This window comes from Enterococcus sp. DIV0008, from assembly GCF_050542615.1.
Taxonomy (GTDB): domain Bacteria; phylum Bacillota; class Bacilli; order Lactobacillales; family Enterococcaceae; genus Enterococcus_D; species Enterococcus_D innesii.
On record NZ_CP172937.1, the window covers coordinates 2,198,383 to 2,217,912 of the forward strand.

The 19,530-nt window shown below is 44.2% G+C and carries 15 protein-coding genes; 3 read left to right on the top strand and 12 right to left on the bottom strand.

Going from position 1 to position 19,530, the window contains the following annotated elements:
• Together IGI84_RS10410 and IGI84_RS10415 are read right to left on the bottom strand one after the other, a co-directional pair.
• Positions 1-876 (bottom strand): carbohydrate ABC transporter permease, encoded by an 876-nt coding sequence (locus IGI84_RS10410; RefSeq protein WP_005225588.1) that lies wholly within the window; start codon positions 874-876, stop codon positions 1-3.
• Positions 877-937: 61 nt separating this feature from the next.
• The gene (locus tag IGI84_RS10415) at positions 938-2,227 is read right to left on the bottom strand and encodes an ABC transporter substrate-binding protein (RefSeq protein ID WP_005234924.1); all 1,290 of its coding nucleotides are present in this window, start codon (positions 2,225-2,227) and stop codon (positions 938-940) included.
• Between the two features lie 167 nt (positions 2,228-2,394).
• Between IGI84_RS10415 and IGI84_RS10420 the strand changes: the two genes are divergently transcribed.
• Both IGI84_RS10420 and IGI84_RS10425 read left to right on the top strand, forming a co-directional pair.
• Entirely contained in the window at positions 2,395-3,918 is a 1,524-nt protein-coding gene (locus IGI84_RS10420) for a response regulator transcription factor (protein WP_081118151.1), read from the top strand.
• A complete protein-coding gene (locus tag IGI84_RS10425) occupies positions 3,915-5,618 on the top strand; it encodes a sensor histidine kinase (RefSeq protein ID WP_220426806.1) in 1,704 nt (567 codons plus the stop codon). Before IGI84_RS10420 ends, IGI84_RS10425 begins: the two co-directional genes overlap by 4 nt.
• A gap of 106 nt (positions 5,619-5,724) precedes the next feature.
• On the opposite strand, the gene IGI84_RS10430 is transcribed toward IGI84_RS10425, so the two are convergent.
• From IGI84_RS10430 to IGI84_RS10455, 6 genes are all read right to left on the bottom strand, one after another.
• Complete coding sequence (locus tag IGI84_RS10430) at positions 5,725-7,152, bottom strand: 6-phospho-beta-glucosidase (RefSeq protein WP_081118153.1); 1,428 nt, start codon at positions 7,150-7,152, stop codon at positions 5,725-5,727.
• Between the two features lie 16 nt (positions 7,153-7,168).
• The gene (locus tag IGI84_RS10435) at positions 7,169-9,040 is read right to left on the bottom strand and encodes a beta-glucoside-specific PTS transporter subunit IIABC (protein ID WP_081118154.1); all 1,872 of its coding nucleotides are present in this window, start codon (positions 9,038-9,040) and stop codon (positions 7,169-7,171) included.
• Positions 9,041-9,156: 116 nt separating this feature from the next.
• Positions 9,157-9,993 (bottom strand): BglG family transcription antiterminator LicT, encoded by an 837-nt coding sequence (gene licT / locus IGI84_RS10440; protein ID WP_005234912.1) that lies wholly within the window; start codon positions 9,991-9,993, stop codon positions 9,157-9,159.
• A gap of 227 nt (positions 9,994-10,220) precedes the next feature.
• A complete protein-coding gene (locus IGI84_RS10445; RefSeq protein WP_430600305.1) occupies positions 10,221-11,267 on the bottom strand; it encodes a hypothetical protein in 1,047 nt (348 codons plus the stop codon).
• A 348-nt stretch (positions 11,268-11,615) separates the two neighbouring features.
• A complete protein-coding gene (locus IGI84_RS10450; RefSeq protein WP_081118155.1) occupies positions 11,616-12,725 on the bottom strand; it encodes an NADH-dependent flavin oxidoreductase in 1,110 nt (369 codons plus the stop codon).
• 171 nt (positions 12,726-12,896) lie between these two features.
• Positions 12,897-13,268: a MarR family winged helix-turn-helix transcriptional regulator gene (locus tag IGI84_RS10455; protein WP_081118156.1), complete on the bottom strand. Its 372-nt coding sequence runs from the start codon at positions 13,266-13,268 to the stop codon at positions 12,897-12,899.
• Positions 13,269-13,588: 320 nt separating this feature from the next.
• Here IGI84_RS10455 and IGI84_RS10460 point away from each other — a divergent pair, with 320 nt between their 5' ends.
• A complete protein-coding gene (locus tag IGI84_RS10460) occupies positions 13,589-14,248 on the top strand; it encodes a hypothetical protein (protein ID WP_081118157.1) in 660 nt (219 codons plus the stop codon).
• A gap of 43 nt (positions 14,249-14,291) precedes the next feature.
• Here the strand turns inward: IGI84_RS10460 and IGI84_RS10465 are convergent, their stop codons facing one another.
• The 4 genes from IGI84_RS10465 to IGI84_RS10480 form a co-directional block, all read right to left on the bottom strand.
• Positions 14,292-15,668, bottom strand: a complete 1,377-nt coding sequence (locus IGI84_RS10465; protein ID WP_430600308.1) for a TrkH family potassium uptake protein — start codon at positions 15,666-15,668, stop codon at positions 14,292-14,294.
• A 77-nt stretch (positions 15,669-15,745) separates the two neighbouring features.
• The gene (locus IGI84_RS10470; RefSeq protein ID WP_195264823.1) at positions 15,746-16,375 is read right to left on the bottom strand and encodes a V-type ATP synthase subunit D; all 630 of its coding nucleotides are present in this window, start codon (positions 16,373-16,375) and stop codon (positions 15,746-15,748) included.
• Entirely contained in the window at positions 16,356-17,753 is a 1,398-nt protein-coding gene (locus tag IGI84_RS10475; RefSeq protein WP_010747828.1) for a V-type ATP synthase subunit B, read from the bottom strand. Before IGI84_RS10475 ends, IGI84_RS10470 begins: the two co-directional genes overlap by 20 nt.
• Positions 17,737-19,524, bottom strand: coding sequence for a V-type ATP synthase subunit A (locus IGI84_RS10480; protein ID WP_081118160.1), 1,788 nt, complete (start codon positions 19,522-19,524; stop codon positions 17,737-17,739). Before IGI84_RS10480 ends, IGI84_RS10475 begins: the two co-directional genes overlap by 17 nt.
• Between the last annotated feature and the right edge of the window lie 6 nt (positions 19,525-19,530).

The window sequence follows — 19,530 nt, forward strand, 5'->3', positions numbered from 1 at the left end:
TCAATTTTCTTTTCCTCCTATTTTCGTTTGGATGATCGATAGGATCACGATCGCGATCACAATGACAAAGGAAACCGCGGCAGCATACCCAAAGTTTGGCGTGAATTTGTAACTCAAATTGTAGATGTATTGTGACAAGGTCGTCGTAGCATTGGCTGGTCCACCGCCAGTGATATTTTGAACTTCATCGAATAATTGCAGCGTACCGATCGTTGAAGTGATCGTGGTAAATAGGATGATTGGACGCAAGTTGGGAATCGTGATTTTGAAGAATTGATCCCATTTTGAAGCGCCATCGATCTCTGCCGCTTCATAAATACTTGGATCGATATTTTGCATGCCTGAGATGAAAAAGATCATATTGTAGCCGGTCCAACGCCAGGTGATGGCAAAAATGATCAGTACTTTTGCCCAAAAAGGATCCGTCAACCACTGGATCGGTGCATCGATCAGGTGTAGCTGCGTCAAAAAGTTATTGACTAACCCGTTTGCCGAAAAGAGACTTTTCATGATCAAGGAATAAGAAACCAAGGATGTGATACATGGTAAGAACAAGGCGGTGCGGAATAGCCCTTTAAATTTCAATTTTTTGTCATTCAATATGTTCGATACGATCAGCGCCAAAAAGAGCATGATCGGAACTTGGACTAATAAGTATAAAAACGTATTGCCAAACGCTTTTTTAAAGGTTGAGTCGCTCAACATTCGCTGATAGTTGCCAAGACCGTTAAAGGTCATCGCTGTCGGTGGTCCTGATTGGAATGACGTGAACAATGCCGAGACCATCGGAATAAAGACCAGCATCGTGATCAAAATGACGGGTAAGGTAATAAAGGCATTGCCGTTTGCAAACCAATTTTTTGTTTTGTTTTTCATTGTAATTCCCCCTTAACACAGAAACTCGCGATCGCTCACGAGTTTCTGCAAAGTTGTTCGATTAGTTTGCAATTTGTGCTTCCACTTGTGATTGTGCTTCTTCTAATACTTTATCGATGTCTTCGCCGTTGATCACTCGTTGCAAGCTTTCAGTCAAGACGGATTCAATGGCATAGGTGTGATTGCCGTAGTTCACGGCTGGAATTTCTTGTGACCATTGAGAGAAATCTTGGAAGACTTTTTGACCGCCATAGAAATCAAGCCCCGACGTATATTCTTCCGTTTCTTCTGCAGCATTCATGGTTGAAACCAAACCGATCTCGGTAGCTAATGTACCCATCAATTCTTTATTTGAAGCAAAGGTATTGGCTAAAAAGTCTTTGGCATTTTCTTCACCGTCAACCCCTTTGATCACGTACCAGCCTGCTCCACCGATGCTGGAGGCATTGACTGAATTGCTATCGCCAGCGATAGATGGGATTGGAGCGATCGCCCATTTGCCACTTTGATCTTCAGCGCCTTGAATCGTGCTGGAATACCACGCACCGGTTGGCGCAGAAGCAACATTCCCCGATTGAACGGCATTGACCCCGCCATCCCAATCAGAAACTTGTTCAACTAAGCCTTCATTCAACAATGTTGCTAAAACAGTAAGACCGGCTTTGAAGGATTCATTGTCTTTGATGGTCACAGTGGAGCCATCTTCACCGGTATACCATTCGCCTGCCGATTGCATAATGATTCTTGCCAAGCCAAGATCGCTTGGGTCTAACGACATCATAGCGTGACCCGTTTTTTCTTTGACATCTTTGGCAATGCTGATAAAATCATCCCAAGTAATATCTTGGAGATCCGCTTGCTCATAGCCTGCATCGGTCAAATAATCTGTGCGGTAAAATAGTCCTGCGACGCCACTGTCAAAGGGCACCCCATAAATGACATCGTCGACTTTATTGACCGCAAATTTATAGCTGGAGAAATCCTCCTCATTCACGATATCCGTTAGATCACTAAACGCATCGGGATAAGAAGAAAGGTATCCTTGAATGCGGTAGTCTTCGATCAAAACGATATTTGGTAGTCCGTCCGTATTTCCAGATGCCAGACTCGTATTTAATTTTTGGACGATATCATCTTGCGACATCGTCACGACTTCCACATCGACATCTTGATTTTCATACACTTTTTTGGCTTCATTGACTGCCTTGATGTTGAAGGTCTCATCCCATGCCCAGACCGTGACTTTGTTTGAGGACTCGCCGGAATCACCAGAGCTTGTGTTGCTGTTTCCGCAAGCCGCCAAAGTCAGCACTGCAGCCGCCGTTACCATCGATGCAAGTAGTTTTTTCATTTTTATCCCTCTTTCCTTTTATTTACATGGTAACTATACACTGATTTTGTAACCGTATTCAATGAATATGAAAGAGCTTACTAAATTTGTCCAAAAATAGAAAAAAGTTACAATACCTTTCTTTTTTGAAAGCGTTTATAATAAAGAAGAGATATAGGGGGGATACCATGACGATTTTACGCACGGTCTTAGTCGTTGATGATGAGGCAACGATCCGAGATGGATTAAAACATATGATACGTTGGGAGCAAGAAGGGTTCCGTCTCTTAGGCGATGCAGCGAACGGGCAAGAAGCATTGGCGCTGATCCATGAGCTGAATCCCGACATCGTGATCACGGATTTGAAAATGCCACAAATGGACGGCCTTCAACTCACAACGATCATTCAACAACAATATCCAGAAGTCCATTTTTTGGTCTTGAGCAGCTACGATGATTTCCAATACGTCAGTCAGTCTTTTAGAAATGGTGCCGTAGATTATCTTTTAAAACCGACACTGACACCGACACTCTTGTTGAAAACGCTACACAACATCTCACAAAAGCTGTCACATACAAAAGGCTCCGTGACTGAGGAGACGCAACTGCAAGAATCGTTGAATCGCTATTTAGCAGGGTATGAAGAACCCTTGGCTCCTTTGGCGGACTACCTTGCATTGGATCAGCCGCAACAGCAAGCCCAAATTTTGACCACCAATTTTAGCGGCTTTCGTGCCAATGATCAGCTGCTGCATGCGTTGACAGAATTTACTCAATCACAACCGCAGGTAAAGACGCTCTTTTTTCAAACCAGTAACAAAGATGCCGGCTTAGTGATCAGTTATCCAGAAGGAACGGATGTTTATTCCTCCTTGAAAGAAACATTGGAGCAATTGCGTTTTACCGAGCCAGATGCCTTCTTTACTCTCAGTGTGCCCTTTCGAAAGATTGAACAGTTACGGGACCATTTTGTGACGCTTAAAGCCAAAAGCCAAGGACAATCGTTTTTTTATAAACGACAACGGCTGGTGCTAGAACACGAACTCTTTTTGTACATTGAAAGTGATCGTTTTGATACCAAGAAGTTCTTACGGGCTTTGTTAGACAACAACTTTTTGCTAGGAATCACCAGAATCGAGGAATATTTCAATGACATGATCTTATCCAATGTCGATCCGACATTCTTAAAACAGCAGGCCAGCAGTATTTTTTACACGTTACTTTCCCGCTTGGAAGAAGAATTCCCCACTGCTCCACGCTTTAGCCGCTTAAAAGCTGAATTTTTGCATGCCATCGGTCACGTGCAGTATTTGGAAGATTTTTCTGATTTGTTGTTGGCGACCATTGATGATATTCGTCAACAGCTGACGACCTTATCACCATTGGATGAAGATGATCTACTCGTTGCGATTCAGCGCTTTATTCAAGACAACTACACCAAAAGCCTGTCTTTGTCTGAACTAGCTGAAACCTTTCACTTTAGTTACACCTATCTTTCGGCTTTTCTTTCTGCGAAACTGAAAATGAGCTTTTCTGAGTACGTAAAGAAAACCCGCTTGGATAAAGCCAAAGAACTACTGACACAATCTGATCTGAACCTATCTGAAATCAGTGAAGCGGTCGGGTATTCAGATATCAGCTATTTTTCTCGCATCTTTAAGAAAGAATGTCAGGTCACCCCATCGAAGTATCGGCGGTTGAATCAATTATGAAAATCAACCAATGGATTCAGAAAAATGAATTATTCAGTCGGATCTTCCTCTTTGTTGTCGTCGGGGTCATCAGTGTTTGTCTGCTAACCGTCATCGTGATCTATGGTCGTTCGAAAGATGCCTATGTTGCTTCGTACCAGAGTTCCAATCAGCTGCTACTGGAAAAAATCCAAGAAGATTATGAGCGTCTGAACGAGAATATCCATCGGATTTTTGACATCGTCGATGAAAGCAAAGCTGTTGAAACATACTTAGAAGGCGACATGAATCAAGGGCGCACGATTTTAGAATTAAACGAGCAATTAAAAGACACCCGCTCTTTGTTTCAAGACATCCCCTCGAATTTAGTGTTGATTGGGGTCAACGGGGGCACTTTCTTTCAAAACGATGCGGTTCGCAACCAATCGGTGGATGAGTTTCTCGCCAGTGCCTTTGTCCAGCAGATCAATGACAATGACGCCATCAGTCAGTATTATTTCTTGGACCAAGGCTTAAGTACCTCCACCAGCGACTCCCCTGGCTTGATGTACGTGCGCAAATTAATGAAAGAAGAAACGATTTTCGGCTATGCTCTGATTTTCTTAAAGGAATCCGATTTTTCTTCGATCTATCGTCAACTGTTAGATACCAGTCTTCACTCGATCTATATCGTCAATGAGCAAAATCAAATACTCTCTACTTCTGATCCGAGCCTTTTAGGCAAGCCGTTTGAGGATCATCTCATCACGGTCAAAAGAGATACTAGCATCAATCAGCTGCCCCTTTATTCGTATCATTTTACTTTTTACGATGTTTTGGATGAATCGCATCTGGTACGCAATATGAATCTGATCAAGCCAGCTCTGTTGATTTCTGTCGTTAGTATTTTACTCTTTAGTCTGCTGGCATTTTGGATCATCCGTAATATCACCCAACCGATTTATCAGCTGATCGCCAAACTGCCGGCGGTCACACAAGGTGATTTCAGCGATAAAGTCACCATCAACGGTACGTATGAAACGCGAGAATTGGGGCGTGCCTATAACTTGATGCTGGAGGACTTGGAATCTTATGTCGATCATTTAATGGTCACAGAAGCCGAAAAACGCAAGTTCGAGATTCGTTCACTGCAAATGCAGATCCAACCGCATTTTGTCTATAACACCTTGACTGCTATCAAGTTTTTGATCTGGCAAAACGAACAAGAAGCCGCCACCCAAGCGATTGAAAGTTTTGTCCAATTGTTGCGGCATACCTTTAACCGCAAAGAGATCGTCCCTTTAAAGGATGAGCTAGCGATCGTGGAAGAATACCTCGTTTTAATGAACGTGCGTTACGGCAATCGCATCCAATCGACGATTTTTTCAGAAGATGGCTGTGAAAATGTTCTCGTACCGAAGATGATATTGCAACCGATTATCGAAAATGCCTACCTGCATGCCTTTCCCGAAGAGGATTCAGGATTGATCCAGATTTTTTCTCGCGTCAGTAAGGAAGGCCTGAAAATTGAGATCATCGATACGGGCATTGGGTTCAATGAAGTGCACCCAACCAGCACCGCCAACCACTTTGAACACTATTCGGGTATTGGCTTAGACAATATTGATCAGCGTATCAAGCTGCTCTATGGGGAAAAATATGGATTGACCGTAGAATCACGCATCAACGAAGGAACCACCGTTCGCTTGCTGCTGCCGATCCAACGGGAGGAAGCAGCATAATTTCTTTCGTTAAATAAGAAAAACGCCAACAGAACCAGGCTGCTTCCATGAGCAGTTCTGTTCCGCTGGCGTTTCTTTCCTTAATGATAATCGTTAGTTAACTGGCTTAAGCCAAATCTTCTCCATTTGAGGCAATCACTTTTTTGTACCAATAAAAGGATTGCTTCTTGCTGCGGGCTAATGTGCCATTGCCTTCATTGTCGCGATCGACATAGATATAGCCATAGCGTTTCTTCATTTCTCCGGTTCCTGCTGAAACCAAATCGATACAGCCCCATGAAGTATAGCCCAGCAGTTCCACACCGTCTTGGTCAATCGCTTCTTTCATCGCTGCAATATGCGCACGTAGATAGTCGATGCGATACACATCATTGATTTTTCCATCTTCGTTTGGTGTATCCACCGCTCCTAGACCGTTTTCGACGATGAAAAGTGGTTTTTGGTAACGATCATAAAGATCATTCATCGTGATCCGCAAGCCAAGCGGATCAATCTGCCAGCCCCATTCCGACGCTTCTAAATACGGATTTTTAATGGTCGGGAACAAGTTGCCTTCCGTTTTCTCAACACCGGAATCTTCTGAAGCAGCGACCCGAGAGGCATAGTAAGAAAAGGAAATAAAATCGACGGTATGGGCTTTTAATAAAGCCGTATCTTCGGCGGTTTGTTCCAAAGTGATTCCTTTTTCCGCTAGCATCTTCAAACCATAATTTGGATATTCTCCTCGCGATTGCACATCGATAAAGAAATAGTTGCCGCGATCGCTTTTTTTGCTTTCCCAGACATCTTTCGGATTGCAGCTGTAAGGATAATAACTAGCCGCTGCCAGCATACAGCCTACTTTGTTTTCTGGATCGATCTCGTGGGCGATTTTCGTTGCCAACGCACTAGCGACTAATTCATGATGAGCAGCTTGGTATTTAATTTGTTCTTCATTTTCGCCTTCAGCAAAGGTCAGCCCGGCACCGAGAAATGGGGCATGCAAAATCATATTGATTTCGTTAAAGGTCAGCCAGTACTTCACCAATCCTTTGTATCGAGTGAAGATCGCTCGACAAAGGTTTTCATAAAAGGTGATCATCTTACGGTTGCGCCAACCGCCATATTCTTTGATCAAATGGATCGGACAGTCAAAATGCGTGATCGTTACCAAGGGTTCGATTTGGTATTTGCGGCACTCTAAAAATAGTTCTTCATAAAAGCGCAAGCCTTCTTCATTAGGGGTTTCTTCGTCCCCCTTCGGAAAAATTCTTGACCAAGCAATCGATAAACGATAGGTTTTAAAGCCCATCTCCGCAAACAAGGCGATATCTTCTTTGAAATGATGGTACATATCGATCGCTTCTTTTGCCGGATAGAAATACCCTTCTTCAAAGGCAAGCATCTCACGCTTGCCGGTAATGACTGCTCGGCGGTCCTTGCCAGTCGGAATTACATCGACATTGGCAAGCCCACGCCCGCCTTGATCAAACCCGCCTTCACATTGATTAGCGGCTGTTGCACCGCCCCATAAAAAGTTTTCTGGAAATCCCATGTCTTCTTCTCCTTTTTTAGCCGATCACTTTGATGATTTGATCGCCAAATGTGATCGGACCACTGTTAGCCGTCAAAATGTCCCCCACTTCAGTACTGTTGGTGATAACGATCGGCGTGATTACTGGATAGCCTTTTTCTTTGATAAATTCAATATCAAACGTAATCAATGGATCCCCGACTGTCACTTTTTGCCCTTTTTCTACTTGATAGGCATAGCCTTCACCATTTAATTGCACTGTATCGATCCCCACGTGGATCAATAGTTCAATGCCTTCCTTACTAGTCAAGCCAATAGCATGTTTTGAATCAAAGACTGCTGTGACAGTCCCGTTGACTGGTGCTAGCACTTCCCCGTCGGTTGGCTCGATTGCCACCCCTTGTCCAAGAATCTCTTCCGAAAACATGCCGTCATTGACTGCTTGCAAGCTTTTTAGTTCCCCTTTTAAAGGTGCTTTGATCTCTGCGCCGCTGATTTGATGAGTTGGTTCTTGCTCTTTGTCTGCTGGTGTTGCTTCAGGTGCTTCTTCTGTAACAGGGTCTTTGTATAAGAATAATGTCGCAATAAATGTGACCACAATACTGATTGCGGCACCGATACAGGCATTGGTCAAATGTCGTAAGGTGTCATCGCCGATATAGCTTGGCAAAGTCAATAGGCCTGGTGAACCGCCTGAGAAATTGCGAACACGCATGATTCCCATAAATAGACCACCAAATCCGCCACCGATCATTGCTGCATACAAAGGTGTTTTAAACCGCAAATTGACCCCATACAACGCCGGTTCAGTAATACCGAATAGCCCAGTCAGACCAGCAGAAAATGCCAATTGTTTGATCGTAGAATCTTTTGATTTGAAACCAACGCCGATAGCTGCAGCTCCCTGACTGACGTTTGAAGCCAGCATGCCAGGATAGATCACTGTGTCGTAGCCGGCAGTCATTCGATTATTGATTCCGATAGGCACTAACCCATAATGGGTACCAGTTGCCACGAACAATGGCGTGAAGGCACCAATCAGTAATGGAACGATCCATGGGCTGACCGTTTCTAGGGCTTGGATCCCTGCAGAGATCGCTTCACTGATCATGTAGCCTAGAGGGCCTAAAGCAACTAATGCGACTGTTCCTACGACGAAGATCGTTAGCAACGGTTTGCTAAAGAATTTGATTGCTTTTGGTGAGACTTTATCGGCAATCGGTTCAACGTAAGACATAAACCAAACACTTAAGATGATTGGAATCACCGATGATGAATAACTCACTGGTGAAATCGGTAAGCCGAACAAATGGATGCCGCCGCCTGCCTCATTGACTGCTGTCACCATCGCGATAAAGTTCGGATGGAGTAAAATCCCCCCCACCATCATAGCTAAATACATATTGGCTTTGAATTTTTGTGCAGAAGAAGCAGCCAGCAAAATAGGCAAGAAGTAGAACGCCGCATCCGCCATAAAGTTTAGGATTTGGTAGCTTTGACTTTCTGCCGTCAAAACATTAAAGACCACCAGCAATGAAAGAACTGCTTTTAGCATCCCAGCTGCTGTGATGGCTGGCAAGATTGGGGTGAAGATCCCGGTGATCGTATCGATGACTTTTGCCACACGTCCGCGATCGTCTTCTGCTGTTTCTTGGTCACTGTTTAAATTGGTTTGGGCAGTGATTTCGTTGTAGACATTGCCAACATCACTGCCGATGATTACTTGGTATTGCCCACCTTTATTGACCACACCCATGATCCCTGGTGTATGTTTTAAAGTACTTTCTTGGGGTTTGCTGTCATCTTTCAAGTTGAAGCGCAAGCGGGTCGCACAATGGGTCAAGCTTTGGATATTTTCTTCCCCGCCAACATTGGTGATGATCGTTTTTGCTAACTCTTTGTAATTCATGTCGTTCCTCCTATTTTGGTTTTTCGTCTGCTTTTTGTGTGTCAAACCATAAAAAAATACCTAAACAAACCCCTTGGGAGTTCATTTAGGTATAGCCTGCCAATCCAGTAACAATCCTAAGCACTTGTTATTCGTTTGATGTGTATAGTTAAATAGATCAATTCGTCTTCTTCTAACGGTCTACCGAATTCTTTGTTGATGTAGTCGCTGATTTTCAGTGCACACGCATATTCCTTCATGTAGCGGTCTTTCAACATAAAAATAAAACTGCCGGTTCCTGCATCATCGAGCTTTGTACCACTGAATAAGCGCTGGACAAAAAATTTCAAATGGGTCACAAAGCGTTCGTAGTTCAATGAATACTCATCAAGCTCCATTGAAAAATGATATTTGACGATGTTCAGGATATGCTGAATGATCTTCGCCATTTCCGATACTTGACTGACCTGCGCCATATCCAACTCCGCATTGACGATGTGTAGCGCAATGAAGCCGGCTTCATCTTCCGGCAGCTCAATAGCCAAGCGATTTTTGATGATCGATAACGCTTCTTTGCCAATGAGGTATTCATGGTTATAAAACCGCTTAATTTCCCATAGCAAGGCATTTTTGATTTCCATGCCGTTTTGATAGCGCTCGATAGCATAATTGATATGATCGGTCAGCGTCAGAAACAATTTTTCGCTCAATTTTTTCCCAAGGGAAACTTTTGCAAAACTGATGATCTCATTCGCTGCTTGAATATGTTCGATAGGGATAGAAGAAAGTAATTGGGTTAGTTTTGTGACATTCCATTCTTGTGTACTGAGATAGACTTTTTCAATCTTGGTATCGTCGATCGCATCGCCCGGCTTTTTCTTAAAGCCTAAGCCTTTGCCCATGACGACCAATTCTTGTTTTTCCTCATTCTCAGAAATCACAATGTTGTTATTGATCACTTTTGTTACGTTCATTTTAACGACCCTATTCTTCTTTAGATTTCTTCACACAAAAAAATAGGTATAGCCCGCCTAAAGCGGTAACAATCCTCAGAGCCAGTGTAGCATGAGAAAAATCACTCGTCAATGGGGATTTTTAACCGCTTGTTTAAAAGCAGAAAACAGCGCTGCTGCCATTTGAGTCTTTGGCAGAACGCTGTTCACTGGTTTATGGATCACTAACTCTCTTTGTGAGAGATGAATTAGATACGATTTTCGTGGTCAGCAGTTTTGACTAAGTTTGCTCCCACCATACCACCGATTGACGTAAGAACGAGTCCTAAGACCATTGCCACAAAGCCCCAAATGGACGCTTTGGCTGTTGCATCACTTGCTTCTTCCGCTTTTTGACGAGCGTCTTCCACTGCTTGGTCAATGTCTTGTTTGGCTTGTTCAAGATTTTGTTGTGCATTTTCGATTTGTTTTTGTGCTTCATCAGAAGCATCTTGTAAGCCGTTCACGATATTGTTCGTTGCTTCTTCTGCTTCTTGTTGGCTTAGCTCTGTGTTTTGAGCCACTGCATTTGAGATTGCTTCTTTATCGACTGAATCACCGATCGTTGTAGCACGATCTTGCAATTTGCTTGCTAAATCATCAATGATTTTATCGGCATCATTTGGATTGGTTGCAATGTCTTTGCCAGCATCTTTGATATCATTTGTCGCGTCATACAATTGGTTTTGCAAGTAGTCTGGTTGCAATTCCGGAACATCGGTATCTTGTAAAACATCATTGACATTCGCTTGTAATTCATCTGTGTTGACGTCTTCCATGTTTCCTGTTATTTCATCGAAGGCTTTTGAAGCGACATCGCCAGCACCTGAGGCAACTGTTTCAACGCCACTGCCAACAGCAGAGGCAACGTTTCCTAAAAGTGAACCGACTACAGAAAATGCTCCGATCGTTAAGTAAGAGAGCATAACCATCATCACGATCATACTGGTTGCCCATGTTAAGAAACCATGAACCAATCCAACACGTCGAGCCGCCACACCTGAAACAAAACCAGCACCGAATAATGCCAAGACAAAGGTAATGACTGTCCAAATCAATAATCCTGTACCAACACCATCTAATGGATTATTTGATGTTGGTTCCACCAAACCAAAACCGATTGCTGAGCCAATCATTGACAGTGTCATGAACAATGCGATAAATGTTACGACCCCTGCAAAGATAGACCCCCAAGACAAATTGTAGCCTGCCTCCCGCTCATCTGAACCTAAATAATTTCTGAATCCTCTTTTCATCATTACATCCCCTTTTTGTTTTTTTAACCTGTATTCAGTCTAACAACTGATTGTTTTTTTATCAATCAACTCGACTTGCGCTATCTTTTTGTAAGAAAAATGAATGATTCTGAATTATTTGACTATTTATTAAAATAAAGCGAAAATTCATTCGTGTATTTTAACTAAAAAAATCTTTTCACGCTCTTTCTTTCGATCACAGGCTTGTTTCTCACAATCTTCTGCTGATTCGTCATTTTTAAGCTAGCAGGGTTTCACTAGAGAAAAAAAGCTCTTCTCAATGTGTCACAAATGAGTAGCGATCACAAAAAACCACCTTCGCCCGAGGCAAAGGTGGTTGTCTGCTTATTATTCTTCATTTAGTCGATCTGGCATCATGTTTTCCATAAAACCCCAAACGCCGTTTTGTAATACGAGTTCCTCACGTTCGTAAGTTGAAACCGTGGTGCGGATCAACTCATCTCGACCGTCTAAGACTTTTTGTCCCCAATGAGGATCGATCAACAATGCCCGCCCCACTGCAACAAAATCTGCATGTTCTAGCAAGCCCGTGGCATCCTTCGATGTTCGAACATCCCCTACACCAATCAAAGGAACTCGCTGAGCGATTTTTTCATAGACATACGCCAACATCGATTTTTCTTGGTACGCTTTTGAAATCGATTTGCGGGTATAATCCGCAAGAGAAATGTGCAGATAGTCTAATCCTTTTTCTGCCAGTTGGTCTACTAAGAACAACGTATCTTCAAAGCGAATCCCTGGTTCTTCGAATTCTTCCGGTGAAAACCGATAACCGACGATAAACTCCTTCACACATGATTGGTCCACTGTCTCCAACACTTCATCGACAAGCTTCTCAATAAAACGATAACGGTTCTCTAGTGAGCCACCCCATTCATCGGACCGACGATTTGAGTGAGGAGAAAAGAATTGTTGAATCAAATACGTATTGGCTCCGTGGAGTTCTACGCCATCAAACCCCGCCTTGATCGCCCGTTCGGTAGCTTTTTTAAAGTTTTCAATAATCGCTAATATCTCATCCACCGTAACTTCCCGGGGAACTTGGGCATTTGGTCGTTCGGCAGCAACCGCGCTGGCAGAAATCGGTTGTGTCCCTCGTAGGACCGATTCATCCGTCATCCGACCGGCATGAAAAATTTGTAAAATGGCTTTGGTTCCATTGGTTTTGATGGTGCTGGCCAATTTGCTTAATCCAGGTAAAAAGGCATCGTCGTAAGCGCCTAATTCCCCTTCCCAGCCCTTGCCATCTTCTTGGACATTGGCTGCCGCTGTGATGACTGCTCCGACTTCCCCGGAGCGTAAGCCATAGTATGCCAACTCATCTTTCGTAATCACCCCATCAAAGAAGGACATCTTGGTCGTCATTGGTGCCATGATAATTCGATTTTTCAACTGCAATCCGCGCTTAAATGTTGCTTTATCTGTTACATTTCGCATGGGTTTCCCACCTTTTCCATTGGATTCATATCGCTTTGTAGATCTGATTGGCTTGGTTTTCTAAGGAGATCCTTAAAGCAAATTGGTGCATTTTCTTCTCTTTTGCCAAAATATACATGCACATGCATCTATATTACAAAAGAATCAAGGAGAAAACAAGTGAAACCTTCGTTAGTCCATCATTTCCTCCAAGACTTTTTCAAAAACGACTTTTGATCGCTGCAGTTTCTTTTCCCCTAATTGGGTCAAATCAATATAGATCCCTCGCTTATCATCTTGACAAGAATGCCGTTCGATCACACCGCACAGCTTGTCTTCCATGCGCATGATCATGCGTGACATCGCACTTTGACTCAAATCAAAATGAGCGATCAAATCATTGAGGCGCATGCTATGATTGGGGGTCTTTTCTAAGTAATAAAGTACGTAATACTCATTCAAAGACAGATTGCTTTCTGCTTTGAGAACTTGCTCCAAGCGAGCTTCAATCGCTTGATGCTGATTCGTAAAGGCTAGCCATTGCCCCATCCGTTCTTTTTCCATCCTCTTCACCACCCATTCTTCTATACCAAGGTATTTTAATCTAGATCCCTGCGTTACGCAAGCCGCCAGAAAGCTTCGCCAGTATGGCTGACACTTTATTATACAAAACTAGCCAGCTGCGGCGGACGTTAATGAGTTTTTTATGATAGCAAGGATGAAATATTCAGCAAAAACTTCCTGTTCTTTCTCAATATTCTATACTACAATAACTTTAACACCAAAGAATATTTCAACACTATATCAGCAAAATTGTGCATTCCGACACAATGATTTGCTTGTTTTAGATGTTCTAGTATTCTAAGGAAAGGATGAAGCAAACGATGAAAAAAACAATTTCTTTGATTGGCGCACTGACGCTCGTCAGTTTGGGGCTTTTGGCAGGCTGTAACAACGAAAAAGATACTGCTGAGTCAACAAGCGAGCTAAGCCAGAGTCAGATGTCTACTGAAAGCAAACAAAGCACGTCGACGCAAACGACTGAAAGCAATTCCTTAGCGTCAACCTCTACTTCAAAACCTTCGACCACAAGCCAGCAATCGACGGACCACTCTGATTCGAGTCAAACGACGGCAAGCTCACCATCCATCAACGAGTTTCCATATGCCGTTGATCTTTCCCAATATGGCCCTTCACTGACTTTTTATTTCCATGGCGTCAATGTACCAGATACTGTCACGATTCAAAATACGAGCCCATTGATTATTTCGATCGGCGACAGCGCAAGCTATGAAGCACAAGTTGATACGATCGCAACAAAAGAGATTCGCGTATTTTCTGCGAAAAACAATGAGATTCGCACCGTAAAAGTGAACACTCAGTTGACCTTTGCAAAAGGGATCACTTCCAATGGAAATCCTGATTTTAGCCACAACCTGTACCTATTTACAAATAAGGAGGGTGGTCTGTCTTTGATCACGCCGAATTACGCGGGGAATGTCAGCGATGACCAACGCGATGTGATGTTAGAAGTACTTCAATAAACGAAAAACAGGGAAACGAAGCGTGCTTCGTTTCCCTGTTTCGTTACCCAATCATTACGGTTTCATCAGGATATTTGTAGCCAGCTTCTTGTTTGTTAGCTTTTTTCATCAATGAAAAAGCAACGGTCATGATGCCGACTCGACCAATGAACATCAAAAAAATAATCAGTAGTTTGCCAAAAACCGACAAGTAAGGCGTCAACCCCATGGTCAACCCCACGGTTCCAAAAGCGGAAAAAACTTCAAAGGCAATGGTTGGCAACCCAAAGTTTGGGGTTTGCGGCATGCGTTCAGTGATCGACAATAAGAAAATCGCTAAGAAGCATAACGTCAAGGTAAGGAAGAAAAACGTAAAGGCACGTGATACGGCAGATTCTTTGATCGTGCGACCGAACACCTCCGCTCGACTGCGCCCTTTCAATAAGCTGCGGATCTTGATGATCAAGACCGCAAACGTCGTTGTCTTCAATCCCCCAGCAGTGGAACCAGAGGTCCCACCGATATACATGAAAATCATCGTCAACATCAAGCCTGCTTGACTCATTTGTCCGTAATCAATACTGAAAAATCCAGCAGTTCTTGGGGTGACCGCTAAGAAGAGGTATTGGAAAAAACGTTCAATGACCGAATCACCCGTAATCAACTGTGAATTGGCTTCGGTCAAAAAGAACCCTGCCGTTCCAAAAACTACCAAAACGATCATAGCGATCCATGCCAAGCGGCTATGCAGGGACCGTTTTTTGGACGACGTATGCAGGAGATCGAACCAAACGAGAAACCCAAGACCACCGGCAATGATCAAGAAACTGATGACCCCCAATACAAACGGATCGTTTTGAAATCCTACCATGCTGTTGCCGAACAAATCAAACCCAGCATTACAAAAGGCCGAGATCGCATGAAAAACACTGTACCAAAGGCCTTGCCCCCAACCAAAACGGGGCACGAATGCAAAAGCCAGCAAAATGATCCCGCTGACTTGGATCAAAAAGGCGATCCGAATCAGGTACCATGCCAAATGGATCTCTCCAGACATCCGATCCAAATTCAATGATTCCCGCAAAATCATCCGGGTACTAAGATGGACTCTTTTTCTCGCCAAGATGTAAAAGAAGACGGGAATCGACATGAAGCCGATCCCACCGATCTCAATCAGCATCAGCAAGATCCCTTGGCCCCAGAGGTTGTAATGGTCAGCTACTGTCAAGGTCGAAAGACCCGTCACGCAAACAGCCGATGTGGCAGTAAACAGCGCATCTAAAAAGTTGGTACCTTCACCACTTTGGGTGACAGCCGGCAGCATCAGCAAGCCGGTTCCTGCCAATATCAGCAAAACGAAGACCAGTGTGACGATCTGCGGAATCAAAAAGCGTTGCGATGCCAGCTTTTTTTTCAAACGATTTCTTTTTTTCATTTTCATTTCCTCTGACCTTTTGCAAAAACGAATGGCTTGATAATCCTAGTTTATTGCAGTTGTTTTTCATTTATCATACCATTTTATTTTGATTTATTCTTCACTTTGATCATTCTTGTTACGTTTGCTCGTTCGTTTTCTTCCAGCCGCATTTTGATTCCATAAATGGCTTCTTCCAGCTCGGGAATCGTCAAATATTCTAGGGCATTGACGCGTCGGCGCGTACGTTCGATTTCCCCTGCCATCAGTTGACAGGTCTTTTCGATTTCCGTTAGCTCCAACAGCTTCGGCATGACGTCGGTAAAACGGGCGACCGCATGATCTAACGGAACATTCGAATTCAAAAAGCCATACTCGATCGGCGCTTGCATCACCGTATCGTCATAATCAAAATGCATCACTGGCACTTCCACACTCATGATATTTTTCGTGGATAACTCAAGGGAGACCTCAGTTGCTGGTAAAATAAACATTTCTTCAATGTATTTTTCATTGATCGTGGCATTGGCTAAGCGAAATGCCTTCATGGCACGCTGCAATTGTTCTTCCACTTCTTTACGCAAATGGTCATTCTTTTTGATCAATTCAATAAATTGACGCATGAGTTCGTCTTGTTTGTCTTTTAATAATTTGTGTCCGCGTTTGGCTGTCGCCAATTGTTTGCTGAGGCGCGACAGCTCCATGCGGGTTGGATTAACGGTTTTTTGCGCCATTGTTCTCCTCTCCCGGTAAGTATTCCGCCAGTAAAGCATCGCTGATCCGCTTCAGCTCGACTTTTGGCAGCATCGCCAATAATTCCCACCCTAATTCCAAGGTTTCGATAATCGAGCGGTTGGTGCGATACCCTTGGTTCAAGTATTCATTTTCGAAGCGTTCCGCAAATTTGGCATAGGTTTTATCTACTTCCGACAATGCCGATTCTCCTAAAACGACTGCCAATTCCTTGGCTTGCTTTCCTTGAGCATAGGCAGAAAACAACTGGTTCATCGTTGCGGCATGGTCTTTACGTGTTTTGCCTTCGCCGGTCCCTTTATCTTTTAACCGTGACAATGACGGCAAGACATCGATGGGTGGCTGGATGCCGTTTTTATACAAATCACGAGACAAGATGATTTGTCCTTCGGTGATATAGCCGGTCAAATCGGGAATCGGATGGGTTTTGTCATCTTCTGGCATGGTCAAAATCGGCAGCTGGGTCACTGAACCTTTCAAGCCGCGAATCCGTCCCGCACGTTCATATAACGTGGATAGATTGGTGTAAAGATACCCAGGATAGCCCCGACGCCCTGGCACTTCACGACGAGCAGAGGAGATCTCCCGCAAAGCTTCACAGTAGTTGGTCATATCCGTCATGATCACCAAGACATGCATGCCCTTTTCATAAGCCAAGTATTCGGCTGCCGTCAGTGCCATTCGGGGCGTAGCGATCCGCTCGATCGCTGGGTCATTGGCTAGATTCATAAAGACGACAGAATGGTCGATGGCACCCGTTTGACGAAAATCTTCCATGAAATATTCAGCTTCTTCAAAGGTGATCCCGATGCCAGCAAACACAACAGCGAAATCGTCTTCCGAGTTCAACACTTGTGCTTGACGCGCAATTTGCGAAGCCAATTCTTTATGAGGCAGACCAGAACCAGAAAAAATCGGCAGCTTTTGTCCCCGAACAAGCGTATTCAAGTGGTCGATCGATGAGATCCCAGTTTGAATAAACTCATCAGGATAATCCCGCGCTGCTGGATTGATCACTTCGCCGTTGATGTCCATAAATTTTTCTGGGACGATCTCTACTCCGCCATCTTTGACCCGACCTAAGCCGTCAAAGACTCGCCCGATCATTTGCTCGGAAACGCCTAATTCCAAAGGATGTCCTAAGAAACGCACCGCAGATTCCCGCAAATTGATCCCGCCGGTTCCTTCAAAAATTTGGACCAACGCTTTGTCTTCTTGGATCTCCAGTACTTGTCCTTGCCGCGTTTCGCCGTTTTGCATGCGGACTTCGATCAACTCTTCGTATTTGACACCGGAGACGCGATCGACGGCCATCAATGGTCCGACGACTTCTCCAATCGTTTTATATTCCTTGATCATCGGTGCGGTCTCCTTTCTGTAAAATTTCTTTCATCGTTGCTTTGATCTCTTGATGCAAAGCAGGAATTTTTTCTAATTCCGTTTCAGGCAAGTACTTCATACGTGCCACTTTGTCTCGCAATTCTTCGGTCCCTGCATAGATTTCTGAAAGATACGCACCTAGTGTCAACGCATCTTCCGCTTCTTTGTGGAGCAGCAAGATCGTTTCCAGCATTTTGAACTGCTTTTCGCGAGAGGTAAACGTATCGACGTCGTCAAAAGCGTTTTGCTGCAAGAAATCTTCTCGCAATGATTTGGTGGTTTCCAGCAATAACTGATCTTTTTCGGACAAAGCGTCGATGCCGACAAGTCGAACGATCTCTGACAACTCAGATTCCTTTTGCAGCATCCGCATGGCTTCTGTTACTTGTTTGGACCAATCTACTTGCATTTGTTGGTCCAAAAAGGCACCCAATTCGTTTTCGTATAATGAATAGCTCTTCAACCAATCGATCGATGGAAAATGACGCTTTTGCGCTAAAGTGGCATCTAAGCCCCAAAAGACTTTTACGACCCGCAACGTATTTTGGGTAACTGGTTCTGAAATATCGCCGCCTGATGGTGAAACGGCGCTGATGGCAGTGATACTGCCTTCTTGATCAGAACCTAAGCAAATCGCTTTTCCAGAACGCTCATAATACTCTGCCAAGCGGCTGCCTAAGTAAGCTGGATACCCTTCATCCCCAGGCATTTCTTCCAGACGACCAGACATTTCCCGCAGTGCTTCTGCCCAACGTGAGGTGGAATCCGCCATGATCGCCACGGAATACCCCATATCTCGGAAGTATTCCGCAATCGTGATCCCGGTATAAATCGACGCTTCCCGAGCGGCTACCGGCATATTGGAGGTGTTAGCGATCAACACGGTTCTCGCCATCAAAGATTCACCACTACGAGGGTCGATCAACTCTGGAAACTCGTTCATTACATCGGTCATTTCATTGCCGCGTTCGCCGCAGCCGACATAGACGACCAGGTCGACATCCGCCCATTTGGCGATTTGGTGCTGAACGACAGTCTTCCCTGCACCAAAAGGTCCTGGAACGGCTGACGCCCCGCCTTTAGCGATTGGAAAGAAGGTGTCGATCACTCGCTGGCCAGTGATCATCGGTTCAACTGGATTCAGTTTTTGCTTTACTGGACGGCTATGACGAACGGGCCATTTTTGCAGCATCGTGAAAGACCGTTCTCCTTTGGATGTATCTAAAACATAAATCGTTTCATCGATGGTAAATTCCCCCGCATAAACAGCCTTGACTGTTCCTGAAATGCCATGAGGAACCATGATCTTGTGATTGATCAACGGTGTTTCTTGCACGGTGCCGATGACCATCCCAGTACTGACTACTGCGCCGACTTCCACTGTCGGTACAAAGGGCCACTTTTTCTCATGATCCAACGCAGGCAATTGCACCCCACGCGTCAAGAAGTTGCTTTGGGTGACAGACATGAAGGTTTCTAAGGGACGTTGGATGCCATCAAACATTTGTGACATGATCCCAGGCGCCAATTCGACGGATAGCGGTTCACCGGTGGTTTCGACTGGTTCACCAGGTCCGATCCCAGACGTTTCTTCATAGACTTGGATCGAAGCGACGTCGCCGCGCATTTCGATGATCTCACCGACCACGCCTAAATCTCCTACATAACAGATATCTTCTAAACTTGCATGGCCCATATTTTTGGCTAACACCAATGGACCAGATACTTTAATAATTGTTCCTTTTTCCACAACATC

Excerpts from the sequence above, each read along its gene's own strand:
- IGI84_RS10460 (WP_081118157.1), top strand. The coding sequence starts at position 13,589 with ATGAAAAAAACAATTTCTTTGATTGGCGCACTGACGCTCGTCAGTTTG.
- IGI84_RS10415 (WP_005234924.1), bottom strand. The coding sequence starts at position 2,227 with ATGAAAAAACTACTTGCATCGATGGTAACGGCGGCTGCAGTGCTGACT.
- IGI84_RS10470 (WP_195264823.1), bottom strand. The coding sequence starts at position 16,375 with ATGGCGCAAAAAACCGTTAATCCAACCCGCATGGAGCTGTCGCGCCTC.
- IGI84_RS10450 (WP_081118155.1), bottom strand. The coding sequence starts at position 12,725 with ATGCGAAATGTAACAGATAAAGCAACATTTAAGCGCGGATTGCAGTTG.
- IGI84_RS10410 (WP_005225588.1), bottom strand. The coding sequence starts at position 876 with ATGAAAAACAAAACAAAAAATTGGTTTGCAAACGGCAATGCCTTTATT.
- IGI84_RS10465 (WP_430600308.1), bottom strand. The coding sequence starts at position 15,668 with ATGAAAATGAAAAAAAGAAATCGTTTGAAAAAAAAGCTGGCATCGCAA.
- licT (WP_005234912.1), bottom strand. The coding sequence starts at position 9,993 with ATGAACGTAACAAAAGTGATCAATAACAACATTGTGATTTCTGAGAAT.
- IGI84_RS10475 (WP_010747828.1), bottom strand. The coding sequence starts at position 17,753 with ATGATCAAGGAATATAAAACGATTGGAGAAGTCGTCGGACCATTGATG.
- IGI84_RS10455 (WP_081118156.1), bottom strand. The coding sequence starts at position 13,268 with ATGGAAAAAGAACGGATGGGGCAATGGCTAGCCTTTACGAATCAGCAT.
- IGI84_RS10430 (WP_081118153.1), bottom strand. The coding sequence starts at position 7,152 with ATGGGATTTCCAGAAAACTTTTTATGGGGCGGTGCAACAGCCGCTAAT.
- IGI84_RS10435 (WP_081118154.1), bottom strand. The coding sequence starts at position 9,040 with ATGAATTACAAAGAGTTAGCAAAAACGATCATCACCAATGTTGGCGGG.
- IGI84_RS10445 (WP_430600305.1), bottom strand. The coding sequence starts at position 11,267 with ATGAAAAGAGGATTCAGAAATTATTTAGGTTCAGATGAGCGGGAGGCA.
- IGI84_RS10425 (WP_220426806.1), top strand. The coding sequence starts at position 3,915 with ATGAAAATCAACCAATGGATTCAGAAAAATGAATTATTCAGTCGGATC.
- IGI84_RS10420 (WP_081118151.1), top strand. The coding sequence starts at position 2,395 with ATGACGATTTTACGCACGGTCTTAGTCGTTGATGATGAGGCAACGATC.